The sequence below is a fragment of the Priestia megaterium NBRC 15308 = ATCC 14581 genome (genome assembly GCF_000832985.1).
Classification (GTDB): Bacteria; Bacillota; Bacilli; order Bacillales; family Bacillaceae_H; genus Priestia; species Priestia megaterium.
The window spans coordinates 2,722,501-2,733,989 of the sequence record NZ_CP009920.1 but is presented as its reverse complement, the minus strand read 5'-3'; the positions used below and the strand labels follow the sequence as shown (position 1 = coordinate 2,733,989).

Sequence of the window (11,489 nt, the reverse complement as noted above, 5' to 3'; positions counted from 1 at the left end):
AAAATTCCACTTTGCCGATATGTGAAATGCTGGATGCAACAAAAAAACTTTTCAGTAGTCAAAAGACCGCTGAAAAGTTTTAGAAAAGCGAATTATTTTCTACTTTTACATCATGATTCCACCATCTACATGAAGTGTTGTACCGTTAATATAGTTGGACTCATCAGATGCTAAATACAGATAAGCATAACCAATGTCAGAAGGCTGACCTAATCTTTGTAAAGGAATAGTGGATTTCATTTGATCAATGATTTTGTCTGGCATCGCCTTCACCATATCTGTCTCAATAAACCCGGGAGCTACAGCGTTTACATTAATCCCTTTTCGTCCAAGCTCTTTAGCCCATGTTTTTGTCATTCCTACTACGCCTGCCTTTGTCGCCGCATAGTTTGTTTGACCAACATTTCCATATACGCCAGATACCGAAGATGTGCTAATAATTTTCCCTTTACCTTGAGCAATCATATGCGGTACCACTGCTTGTGTACAGTGAAAAACGCCTGTAAGGTTTACGTTGATTACTGCTTGAAAATTTTCAACTGATAATTTGGTTAGCATTCCATCTCTGGTGATACCTGCATTGTTAATTAAAATATCTATTTTAGAGTAGTGTTTCACTACTTCTTCTACCATTGCATCTACACTGTCTCGATCCGCTACGTTCACTTGAAAAAATGCTACATCTCCGCCTTCTTCTTTTAGCTGAGCTGCTCGTTCTTCTCCAGTTTTTGCATCGTAGTCAACCATAGCGACCTTTGCACCCTCTTGTGCGAATATTCGAGAAGCTTCGAACCCTAATCCATTTGCTGCACCCGTAATAATTGCCACTTTATCTTTTAATCTCATGTCACCCGCGCTATAAGATGCTTACTAACAACGATTAATCAGCAAGTCGCTTGAATCTTAGTAGCGCATTCCCCTCCTCAAAACGACGCCAAGCACGTCTTAATGATCATTCGGTGCTTTTCTAGTAATGATCCCTCTACTTACATCTTAGTAGCCAAGCTCAAAAATCATTCATATAATTTTTAAGAAAACGTTTTGAAATACATGAGGTGATAATACATGTTGAGAAAAAACATGTATATTTCTAGAAAACAAAGGGTTCATTACTTAGGTGCAACTAGGAATAGACGTCTAATTTATTCCCAGTTTTTTCTTTTACTTTAGCATATTTCTCACAATTGATAAACAAAAAACTTGTTCATTACTGGACAGATACTCTGTATATGCATTGTTCTGCCAACCGAATAAACAGACAAATAACTTCTTTAAGAAAAATTTTAAGATCCTTTCAAAAATGCTGTTGTATCCCTATAAGAAAAGGCTTTTCTATAGTTTACAATACCCCTTTTGGCTGTATGTATAACAAAAGACTGCCTATTAAAAAGCAGTCTTTCATCACTATTTGTTATATATAAACAAACTATTTGTCATACTGTTTCACTTTAGATTTTTCATTTAATCTTCGTTCAATTTGTTTTCCAACAAGCCATAGAACAAAAATGATGACTAAAACAAGTACTGCTTTTAGAGGCTGTTTCACAAATGAAACAAAATCGGCCCCAATAAAGCTCATCATAAATATCATCACCATTTTACCGGCTAATACAGCAAGCATAAACTGAGCCATACTAACACGTGATAGTCCTGCTACTACATTAATTGCCGAAGACGGGGTAAAAGGGAAACAAAGCATAATAAACAGCGGTCCGAACCCGTGTCTTTCTACCCAAATCATAATCTTTCGAATTTGCGCATGCCGGCTGATGAAATGTAAAAACCTCGCCTGTCCATATTTTCTAAAAATCAAAAAGACAAGCAGTGATCCAACGCAGCTGCCAACCCATGAAATTAAAAAACCTAACCATAAGCCAAAAGCAGCAGCATTGGCCATTACAAACGCAAAAAGCGGCAAGATGGGGATGAACGCTTCTAAAATAGGCAACAGCAGCCCTGGAATGATTCCAAATGATTGATATTGTTTTAATAACTCGAGGACGCCGTCTAATGTCAAATAATGCTTTAATGTTTCAAAATCCATCGAATGTTCTCCTTATTTAAACAACTGTGCTACTTTTCACTTATTGTACTACTTTCCTTTACCAAACAAAAGTTTTACAGCGTTTTACCTTTCCTGTTCTTTTACGTTTGCCATACAGCCTTTATTTGCACACACATTTTTGGTTGAACAGCCATGCACTTTTTACTGAGACTGTTTTAAATAACGTTTAAACCAGCTTGTTAGATATTTTAGTCTTGCCGTTCGTAAATTAGGCTTACCGCTTCTAGAAAGTTCATGATTAGACTGGGGAAAACGAATAAATTCTACTTCCTTGTCTTTTCTTTTCAGTGCCACATAAAGCTGTTCAGCTTGTTCAATTGGACATCTATAATCCTGTTCGCTATGCAAGATTAACAGCGGTGTTTTAACGTTCTCCGCTAAACGAAGCGGCGAGTGGTTCCAAAGTTTTTCCGGATTTTCATAAATATCAGCTTTTAATTCCCATTCGGTAAAATAATAGCCAATATCACTAACGCCGTAAAAACTTGTCCAATTTGAAATAGACCGTTGCGTTACCGCTGCTTTAAATCGATTTGTACTTCCTACAATCCAGTTTGTCATAAACCCTCCGTAGCTTCCTCCTGTTACGCCAAGCTTATCTTCATTAATATAAGAGTAGCGCTTAACTGCTTCGTCGGTCACTGCCATCAAATCCGTATAATCCATGCCTCCGTAATCCCCTCGAACCGCATCTGTAAATGCTTGACCATATCCTCTGCCGCCTCTTGGATTAGAAAAGAGGATATTGAACCCTTTTGATGCAAGTACTTGGAATTCAAACATAAATGTATGACCATACATAAGATGCGGACCTCCGTGAATTTCTAAAATGGTTGGAGATACATCATTGGTAGCAGCCGCTTTTACGACCCAACTGTGGATATGTATACCGTCCGTAGAAGTCGCGTAAAAAGATTCTGCTTCCGTTAACTGCACATGCTTTAAAAATGAATCATTAACGTTTGTCAGCTTCACTAATTCCTCTGTTTTTAAATTTAGAGAATAAAGATCTCCGGGATGTGTAAATGTACTGATTGCCACGATAGCTTCCTCACAATTTGGAAGAACAGATATCCCATATACGTGAGCATTATCCATAAATACAGGGTCTAACTTTCCATTCACATTTCCTTTATATATGCCTACAGACCCCTTTTCACTTACGACAAAATAAAATTCTTCATTACGGCCCCACATAATTCCCGCTGCGGTTCTTCCAAAGTGAAAATCTCCTGCTACCATATCTCCTACTTCTAAGTCTATGCCAGCAGTGATACAAGCTGTTTTTTGGTTAGAGATCTGATAAATGTATATGTCATTCATTGAAGCTGATCCATATGTACGTTCATTTCCAATGTATGCTATGTATGACCCATCCGGTGACCACGAAACTTGATGAAAATATCCTGTTTCTCCTGTAATAGATGTTACTTTTTTAGTATCGCGATGCAAAATAAACACGTCCATAGTTAATGATAAATCCGGATTCTCTCCTCGGCTGCTGCAAAATACAATTGAGTTTGTATCAGGGGACCAGCACCCAACAGAGTGATGATAAGGTCCATCCGTTAAAAACGTCACTTCTTTGTTTTTAAGTTTAACGACAGCAACTTGAGCATATTCACCTTTTAAATAACCGCTGGCATCGGATTTGTACAATAGACGCTCCACTTCGTAAGGCTGAGGATATTCATAATTTTGTTCAACTCTTACAGCTTTTTCTCCTACTTTTGTAGAAAACATAATTTCGTCACTATAAGGAGACCACACCGGATTACTAACGCCTTTTTCAAGATCTGTGAGTGCTTCTGCTTCTCCTCCTGCCACTGCTAATAGGTATAGCTGAACAGCTTGACTGCGATCGGATAAAAAAGCAATCCACTTGCCGTCCGGGGACCAGGCGGGAGAATGATTATTTCCTTTGTAGTACGTTAATTGCTTAGTTTCTTTCGTTTCAATATCTAGCATAAACAGCTGCGTTTCATACGCGTTCTCTATTTTCTTCGTTTCTCGAACCGTATAAACTACACTTTTTCCATCTGGAGAAATCTGAGGATTATAAACAGACTTCAATTCATACAAATCCTCTATCGTTACCGTACGCTTTTTTAAATGATTCAATTTCTTCGCCCCCAAGCACTCATTTTTAAACCAAATAGTCAATCGATAAAAACGAAAGTAGCGTTTCCCTCTTACTTTATCATTTCTAAAAATAAAAATCTAAAAATTTAGAAAATTAGTTGTTTTTTCTTCTTTTAATCTATATAATAATAAAAAGGGTGCAGAGGTGATGAGGTATGAACAATGAAAAATCGTACACGGAAATGATGAAGTCCCTCGCTCGCAAGAAAAAAATAATTGATACTGTGAGTATGTTGGATGTTTATATCGAAATGGTAATTGATGAATCGCTTTTTAAGCGTCAAAAAGAACTGTTAGAAACAAACATTAACACGGCATTAGATCAACGTGATGAAATTGCTTTCTATGAGCTATCAGCACAGTACCAATCCCTGCTTCAAACATCTACTTAATATTTTAAGAACTTAATTCATGTTAATGATTTATATGTACGTTTAACAGGCAGATCCTTTCTTCTCAGGAAGAACAGCTGTCTGTTAAATCGTGTTTACTACATAAAAAAAGATTCTTACACCTGTAAGAATCTTTTTTAGTAGAATCTTTCCTATGAGTGGACGTAACCGACCATTCCACTCATAGGTTTTTTTGTTATTTATGCGTCTGAAACTGCTCTTCTTCTGTGGAACCTTTTAAAGCTGTTGTAGAAGAAGTCCCACCAGAAACTACTTGTGCCACTTCATCAAAATAGCCCGTTCCTACTTCACGCTGATGTCTTGTAGCTGTATATCCATTTACTTCACTAGCAAACTCTCTTTCTTGTAACTCTGAATAAGCTGCCATTCCTCTTGTTTTATATCCTCGTGCCAGCTCAAACATGCTGTGGTTTAAAGCGTGGAAGCCAGCAAGCGTAACAAATTGGAACTTGTAGCCCATTGTTGCAATTTCTCTTTGGAATTTTTCAATCGTTTTCTTATCTAACTTTTTCTTCCAGTTGAAAGATGGTGAACAGTTATAAGCAAGCATTTTACCTGGGAATTTTTCATGAATAGCATCTGCAAATTTTTGTGCTTGTTCCAAGTTTGGTTCAGACGTCTCACACCATACTAGATCCGCATATGGCGCATATGCTAAGCCACGAGCAATAGCTTGATCGATTCCGGCTCTCGTGCGATAAAAACCTTCAGCAGTGCGTTCACCTGTAATAAACTGGCGATCTACAGGATCAACATCACTTGTAATTAAATCAGCGGCATCAGCATCGGTACGAGCAATCAGAAGTGTTGGAACACCCATTACATCAGCAGCTAAACGAGCAGCAATCAAATTTTTCACAGCGGTTTGAGTTGGAAGCAATACCTTGCCGCCGAGATGACCACACTTTTTCTCAGAGGATAATTGATCTTCAAAGTGTACGGCAGATGCTCCCGACTCAATCATTCCTTTCATGAGTTCAAATACGTTTAACTGTCCTCCAAACCCTGCTTCTGCATCTGCTACAATTGGAGCAAAGTAATCGATATCCCCTTCTCCTTCTAAATGCTGAATTTGATCGGCACGCTGCAGCGCTTGATTGATTCGTTTCACAACATGCGGCACGCTGTTTGCCGGGTATAAACTTTGATCAGGATACATGTTTCCTGAAAGATTTGCATCTGCAGCTACTTGCCATCCGCTTAAGTAAATTGCTTTTAACCCTGCTTTTACCTGTTGTACTGCTTGATTCCCTGTTAAAGCTCCTAAGGCATGAACGTATGGCTCTGTTTTTAATAAGTTCCAGAACTTTTCGGCTCCTCTTCTAGCAAGCGTATGTTCAATATCAATGGACCCTCTTAGCCCAATGACTTTTTCTGCAGAATATGGACGTTCAATTCCTTTCCAACGCTCATCGCTTTTCCAGTTCTCTTCAAGGTTTTTTACACGAATGTCTTTCATTCTTTATACCCCCTAATAAATTTAAAATTCTATATTCATAAAAATATAAAACGCAGCAGTTAGAATATGTCTGTTTCATGATGAAGTAAATTAGCAGCTTGCCATAATATGAGCAAGAACGTAGATGAAATAAGTAAGTAGTTGAAGGACATGTAGTAAGACTTAGCTGAGGTGAATATACGCTGAGAATTTAGACTGCTATCTTTTCAATCACAAATAACTATTCCTCCCTATTGTTATAAAACAGTTTTTATTTTACATACGTTATTATATAACAGTACTTTCGAAAATGAAACCTCCTTTTAGAATTTTTTTCCTACTCGCAAGGAGGCTTTTCTATTAATACCTACGTATAAAAGGCTTCATATATCCTTTACTTTTTCTTATATCACTTATTCATTTCTTTCATACTTCTCGACAAATGAAATTCTTTCCAGTATTGTTGGGTGACCATATCGGAAAATCTTCACTAAATACGGCGGATTTACCTGAGATAGTCCTGATTTCGTTAAGTCCTGAAACGTTTTAATAGCAGCTTGCTTATCTCCTGTTAGGTCCATAGCGTACGTGTCAGATTGAAGTTCATGATGACGCGACTGCATATTTGTTAACGGACTCACAGCAAATGTAAGAATAGAAAAAATAAGTAAAATAAGCGGTAAAGAATTTAAATCACTAAGAGAAGTAATTTTTAATGCTTTCCCCCATCTCTTAATCACAAAGCTGGCTAAATGTTTCGTTAGCCATAAGCCTACGATCGATAAAACTAATGCTGAAGCAATCCCCACATAAATATGTTTCTTTACATAATGACCCATTTCATGCGCCATGATAAACAAAATTTCACGTTCCGTTAATTTATTAAGAGTGGTATCCCATAACACAATTCTTGAATTAGAACCTATTCCCGTCACATATGCATTAAGGGAGTTCGTTTTTTCAGACATGTTTACTTCATATACATGCTTAGCAGGTATATGAGCTTCGTCTGCTAAATGTAAAATTTTCGTCTCCAGCTCTTTATTCTTTAATGGATAAAAATCGTTATATAACGGATCGATAACCACCGGTTGAATAAACGTCAAAAATAGCGTAAATGGAATAGATACTAGCCACGCATACAGCCACCATCTTTTTGAAAACTTACGAATGAATGCATATAACACAGCAATCACTAAAAACATGGTGGCATAGTTTACCCAAAAATCTGTAAAAAGATCTTTCATCCATCCTTGGAAAGGTTGCGTCGTAATATGATAAGCCTTTGAAAGCTTATAGCTAATCCAGTCCATAGGGAAAGAATAGATCAGCAGCAGAACAGATAACCAAAATACATAAATAGCAGTTTGGAGAAGACTGAAACGGCTGACGTCTTTAGACCACTTATTAACTTTCTTAGACACACCTAACACTAAAATTAAGATAAACCCTAGCCACTCATATGGAATTCGGATAAAAAAGAGCGCATCTCTAATTTTTGAATATTTTTCGGTCAACATAAGTTCTCGTGCATTCATAAACGTAGCTGGGTCTACGCTGGTGCCTTTTAATGATTGTGGAATAGAGGTATCGCTTATATAGAATAAATACACCCAAATACACGCTCCATACACAAGAAAAACTCCGATGGACCACCAAAAAATTTTTTTCACGCATTCCCCTCCTTTTGTACAAACAGTATGCCGTTATTACTATTGTAGGTTTTTTTTCGAAATTTAGAACAAGCGTTTATAGATATGCTATAAGAAATGCAATTTGGGGCGAGGAAATCATAGAAAAACGGAAAATAGAGTTTAGACAAAAGAATAAACTCTGTTTACAAACAAAAAAAGCAGTTTGCATATGCAAACTGCTTTTAAGATGACCCGTACGGGATTCGAACCCGTGTTACCGCCGTGAAAGGGCGGTGTCTTAACCGCTTGACCAACGGGCCAGTATGGCTCCACAGGTAGGACTCGAACCTACGACCGATCGGTTAACAGCCGATAGCTCTACCACTGAGCTACTGTGGAATATGGTGGGCCTAAGTGGACTCGAACCACCGACCTCACGCTTATCAGGCGTGCGCTCTAACCAGCTGAGCTATAGGCCCTTCATTTGGAGCGGGTGATGAGAATCGAACTCACGACATCAGCTTGGAAGGCTGAGGTTTTACCACTAAACTACACCCGCGTTACTTAAGATGGGGCGACTGATGGGAATCGAACCCACGAATGCCGGAACCACAATCCGGTGCGTTAACCACTTCGCCACAATCGCCGTCTTAAAATGGTGGCTCGGGACGGAATCGAACCGCCGACACAAGGATTTTCAGTCCTTTGCTCTACCAACTGAGCTACCGAGCCAAACAAAATGGCGGTCCCGACGGGAATCGAACCCGCGATCTCCTGCGTGACAGGCAGGCATGTTAACCGCTACACCACGGGACCACTTTGGTTGCGGGGACAGGATTTGAACCTGCGACCTTCGGGTTATGAGCCCGACGAGCTACCGAACTGCTCCACCCCGCGATGATATGAATATGATATAAATAAATGGCGGAGGAAGAGGGATTCGAACCCCCGCGGGCTTTAACACCCCTGTCGGTTTTCAAGACCGATCCCTTCAGCCGGACTTGGGTATTCCTCCGTATATTTATAACAAACGTAACTTATATGGTAGCGGCGGAGGGAGTCGAACCCACGACCTCACGGGTATGAACCGTACGCTCTAGCCAGCTGAGCTACACCGCCATATTATTTGTTACAATTATTCAGTTTAATTGGTGGAGCCTAGCGGGATCGAACCGCTGACCTCCTGCGTGCAAGGCAGGCGCTCTCCCAGCTGAGCTAAGGCCCCATAAATGGTCGGGAAGACAGGATTCGAACCTGCGACCCCTTGGTCCCAAACCAAGTGCTCTACCAAGCTGAGCTACTTCCCGTTTATGGCGCGCCCGAGAGGAGTCGAACCCCTAACCTTTTGATCCGTAGTCAAACGCTCTATCCAATTGAGCTACGGGCGCTTTATATGGAGCGGAAGACGAGGTTCGAACTCGCGACCCCCACCTTGGCAAGGTGGTGTTCTACCACTGAACTACTTCCGCTTATTAAAATGAGCCATGAAGGACTCGAACCTTCGACCCTCTGATTAAAAGTCAGATGCTCTACCAACTGAGCTAATGGCTCTCTATGGCTGGGCTAGCTGGATTCGAACCAACGCATGACGGAATCAAAATCCGTTGCCTTACCGCTTGGCGATAGCCCAATAAAAATGGTGGAGGGGGGCAGATTCGAACTGCCGAACCCGAAGGAGCGGATTTACAGTCCGCCGCGTTTAGCCACTTCGCTACCCCTCCGATATAAATGGTGCCGGCAAGAGGACTTGAACCCCCAACCTACTGATTACAAGTCAGTTGCTCTACCAGTTGAGCTACACCGGCACGGTGGTGGAGGATGACGGGATCGAACCGCCGACCCCCTGCTTGTAAGGCAGGTGCTCTCCCAGCTGAGCTAATCCTCCGTGTATCATACACAATATTCATTGTATAAAAGATTTTTATAAATGAGCCAAATAAAAAACCCCTAGACTCTTTTATAAGAGCATAAAAAGGGGTCTTATTCATTGCCTGGCAACGTCCTACTCTCACAGGGACAAAGTCCCAACTACCATTGGCGCTAAAGAGCTTAACTTCCGTGTTCGGTATGGGAACGGGTGTGACCTCTTCGCTATCGCCACCAGACAAGAGATTGCTCTCTCAAAACTAGATAACAGTTCGCTGAGTAAAGCTTACGCTTTTAAAAGTTTGGTTAAGTCCTCGATCGATTAGTATCAGTCAGCTACACATGTCGCCACGCTTCCACCTCTGACCTATCAACCTGATCATCTTTCAGGGATCTTACTAGCTTGCGCTATGGGAAATCTCATCTTGAGGGGGGCTTCATGCTTAGATGCTTTCAGCACTTATCCCGTCCACACATAGCTACCCAGCGATGCCTTTGGCAAGACAACTGGTACACCAGCGGTGTGTCCATCCCGGTCCTCTCGTACTAAGGACAGCTCCTCTCAAATTTCCTACGCCCACGACGGATAGGGACCGAACTGTCTCACGACGTTCTGAACCCAGCTCGCGTACCGCTTTAATGGGCGAACAGCCCAACCCTTGGGACCGACTACAGCCCCAGGATGCGATGAGCCGACATCGAGGTGCCAAACCTCCCCGTCGATGTGGACTCTTGGGGGAGATAAGCCTGTTATCCCCGGGGTAGCTTTTATCCGTTGAGCGATGGCCCTTCCATGCGGAACCACCGGATCACTAAGCCCGACTTTCGTCCCTGCTCGACTTGTAGGTCTCGCAGTCAAGCTCCCTTGTGCCTTTACACTCTACGAATGATTTCCAACCATTCTGAGGGAACCTTTGGGCGCCTCCGTTACATTTTAGGAGGCGACCGCCCCAGTCAAACTGCCCACCTGACACTGTCTCCCGGCCCGATCAGGGCCGCGGGTTAGAATTTCAATACAGCCAGGGTAGTATCCCACCGACGCCTCCACCGAAGCTAGCGCTCCGGCTTCTCAGGCTCCTACCTATCCTGTACAAGCTGTACCAAAATTCAATATCAGGCTACAGTAAAGCTCCACGGGGTCTTTCCGTCCTGTCGCGGGTAACCTGCATCTTCACAGGTACTATAATTTCACCGAGTCTCTCGTTGAGACAGTGCCCAGATCGTTACGCCTTTCGTGCGGGTCGGAACTTACCCGACAAGGAATTTCGCTACCTTAGGACCGTTATAGTTACGGCCGCCGTTTACTGGGGCTTCGATTCAGAGCTTCTCCCAAAGGATAACCCCTCCTCTTAACCTTCCAGCACCGGGCAGGCGTCAGCCCCTATACTTCGCCTTGCGGCTTCGCAGAGACCTGTGTTTTTGCTAAACAGTCGCCTGGGCCTATTCACTGCGGCTCTCTCGGGCTATACACCCTACCAGAGCACCCCTTCTCCCGAAGTTACGGGGTCATTTTGCCGAGTTCCTTAACGAGAGTTCTCTCGATCACCTTAGGATTCTCTCCTCGCCTACCTGTGTCGGTTTGCGGTACGGGCACCTCCCGCCTCGCTAGAGGCTTTTCTTGGCAGTGTGGAATCAGGAACTTCGGTACTATAATTCCCTCGTCATCACAGCTCAGCCTTTATGATGAGCGGATTTGCCTACTCATCAGCCTAACTGCTTGAACGCGCATATCCAGCAGCGCGCTTACCCTATCCTACTGCGTCCCCCCATTACTCAAACGGCGGGGAGGTGGTACAGGAATATCAACCTGTTGGCCATCGCCTACGCTTTTCAGCCTCGGCTTAGGTCCCGACTAACCCTGAGCGGACGAGCCTTCCTCAGGAAACCTTAGGCATTCGGTGGACAAGATTCTCACTTGTCTTTCGCTACTC

6 protein-coding genes, 19 tRNA genes and 2 rRNA genes (1 of these 27 running past the window's edge) are annotated in these 11,489 nt (G+C 42.1%); 1 reads left to right on the top strand and 26 read right to left on the bottom strand.

What is annotated here, in order from left to right; genetic code table 11:
* Positions 1-105: 105 nt before the first annotated feature.
* The 3 genes from fabG to BG04_RS14665 all read right to left on the bottom strand — a co-directional run bounded on the left by fabG (position 106) and on the right by BG04_RS14665 (position 4,186).
* Complete coding sequence (gene fabG, locus BG04_RS14675) at positions 106-846, bottom strand: 3-oxoacyl-ACP reductase FabG (RefSeq protein WP_013081702.1); 741 nt, start codon at positions 844-846, stop codon at positions 106-108.
* Between the two features lie 580 nt (positions 847-1,426).
* Entirely contained in the window at positions 1,427-2,044 is a 618-nt protein-coding gene (locus tag BG04_RS14670) for a TVP38/TMEM64 family protein (RefSeq protein WP_013081701.1), read from the bottom strand.
* 162 nt (positions 2,045-2,206) lie between these two features.
* Positions 2,207-4,186 carry a S9 family peptidase gene (locus tag BG04_RS14665; RefSeq protein ID WP_034654449.1) on the bottom strand — a complete coding sequence of 660 codons (1,980 nt, stop codon included), beginning with the start codon at positions 4,184-4,186 and terminating at the stop codon, positions 2,207-2,209.
* Between the two features lie 176 nt (positions 4,187-4,362).
* On the opposite strand from BG04_RS14665, the gene BG04_RS14660 reads away from it, so the two are divergent.
* A complete protein-coding gene (locus BG04_RS14660) occupies positions 4,363-4,599 on the top strand; it encodes an IDEAL domain-containing protein (protein WP_016762998.1) in 237 nt (78 codons plus the stop codon).
* A gap of 196 nt (positions 4,600-4,795) precedes the next feature.
* On the opposite strand, the gene aceA is transcribed toward BG04_RS14660, so the two are convergent.
* The 23 genes from aceA to BG04_RS14545 all read right to left on the bottom strand — a co-directional run.
* Entirely contained in the window at positions 4,796-6,079 is a 1,284-nt protein-coding gene (gene aceA / locus BG04_RS14655; RefSeq protein ID WP_034654451.1) for an isocitrate lyase, read from the bottom strand.
* 392 nt (positions 6,080-6,471) lie between these two features.
* On the bottom strand, positions 6,472-7,731 hold the full coding sequence (locus BG04_RS14650; RefSeq protein WP_034654452.1) for a M48 family metallopeptidase: 1,260 nt from the start codon (positions 7,729-7,731) through the stop codon (positions 6,472-6,474).
* A 209-nt stretch (positions 7,732-7,940) separates the two neighbouring features.
* Positions 7,941-8,012 (bottom strand) — tRNA-Glu (locus BG04_RS14645).
* 4 nt (positions 8,013-8,016) lie between these two features.
* Positions 8,017-8,091: transfer RNA gene (locus BG04_RS14640), tRNA-Asn, on the bottom strand.
* A 3-nt stretch (positions 8,092-8,094) separates the two neighbouring features.
* Positions 8,095-8,171 (bottom strand) — tRNA-Ile (locus BG04_RS14635).
* 6 nt (positions 8,172-8,177) lie between these two features.
* Positions 8,178-8,251, bottom strand: a tRNA-Gly gene (locus tag BG04_RS14630).
* An 11-nt stretch (positions 8,252-8,262) separates the two neighbouring features.
* Positions 8,263-8,338: transfer RNA gene (locus BG04_RS14625), tRNA-His, on the bottom strand.
* 10 nt (positions 8,339-8,348) lie between these two features.
* Positions 8,349-8,424 (bottom strand) — tRNA-Phe (locus tag BG04_RS14620).
* Between the two features lie 8 nt (positions 8,425-8,432).
* Positions 8,433-8,508: transfer RNA gene (locus BG04_RS14615), tRNA-Asp, on the bottom strand.
* A gap of 4 nt (positions 8,509-8,512) precedes the next feature.
* Positions 8,513-8,589: transfer RNA gene (locus BG04_RS14610), tRNA-Met, on the bottom strand.
* A gap of 25 nt (positions 8,590-8,614) precedes the next feature.
* Positions 8,615-8,707 (bottom strand) — tRNA-Ser (locus BG04_RS14605).
* Positions 8,708-8,734: 27 nt separating this feature from the next.
* A tRNA-Met gene (locus BG04_RS14600) sits at positions 8,735-8,811 on the bottom strand.
* A gap of 30 nt (positions 8,812-8,841) precedes the next feature.
* Positions 8,842-8,917 (bottom strand) — tRNA-Ala (locus BG04_RS14595).
* Between the two features lie 5 nt (positions 8,918-8,922).
* Positions 8,923-8,999 (bottom strand) — tRNA-Pro (locus BG04_RS14590).
* A 4-nt stretch (positions 9,000-9,003) separates the two neighbouring features.
* Positions 9,004-9,080, bottom strand: a tRNA-Arg gene (locus BG04_RS14585).
* 6 nt (positions 9,081-9,086) lie between these two features.
* Positions 9,087-9,161: transfer RNA gene (locus BG04_RS14580), tRNA-Gly, on the bottom strand.
* Positions 9,162-9,170: 9 nt separating this feature from the next.
* Positions 9,171-9,243, bottom strand: a tRNA-Lys gene (locus tag BG04_RS14575).
* 4 nt (positions 9,244-9,247) lie between these two features.
* Positions 9,248-9,322 (bottom strand) — tRNA-Gln (locus BG04_RS14570).
* 7 nt (positions 9,323-9,329) lie between these two features.
* Positions 9,330-9,413: transfer RNA gene (locus BG04_RS14565), tRNA-Tyr, on the bottom strand.
* An 8-nt stretch (positions 9,414-9,421) separates the two neighbouring features.
* Positions 9,422-9,497: transfer RNA gene (locus BG04_RS14560), tRNA-Thr, on the bottom strand.
* Positions 9,498-9,501: 4 nt separating this feature from the next.
* Positions 9,502-9,577 (bottom strand) — tRNA-Val (locus BG04_RS14555).
* 104 nt (positions 9,578-9,681) lie between these two features.
* Positions 9,682-9,797: ribosomal RNA gene (gene rrf / locus BG04_RS14550) — 5S ribosomal RNA — on the bottom strand.
* 63 nt (positions 9,798-9,860) lie between these two features.
* Positions 9,861-11,489: ribosomal RNA gene (locus BG04_RS14545) — 23S ribosomal RNA — on the bottom strand; it runs 1,307 nt beyond the window's last position.

What these genes read in the sequence shown, in the direction of transcription:
- fabG (WP_013081702.1), bottom strand. Translation starts at nt 846, where the DNA reads ATGAGATTAAAAGATAAAGTGGCAATTATTACGGGTGCAGCAAATGGA.
- BG04_RS14670 (WP_013081701.1), bottom strand. Translation starts at nt 2,044, where the DNA reads ATGGATTTTGAAACATTAAAGCATTATTTGACATTAGACGGCGTCCTC.
- BG04_RS14660 (WP_016762998.1), top strand. Translation starts at nt 4,363, where the DNA reads ATGAACAATGAAAAATCGTACACGGAAATGATGAAGTCCCTCGCTCGC.
- aceA (WP_034654451.1), bottom strand. Translation starts at nt 6,079, where the DNA reads ATGAAAGACATTCGTGTAAAAAACCTTGAAGAGAACTGGAAAAGCGAT.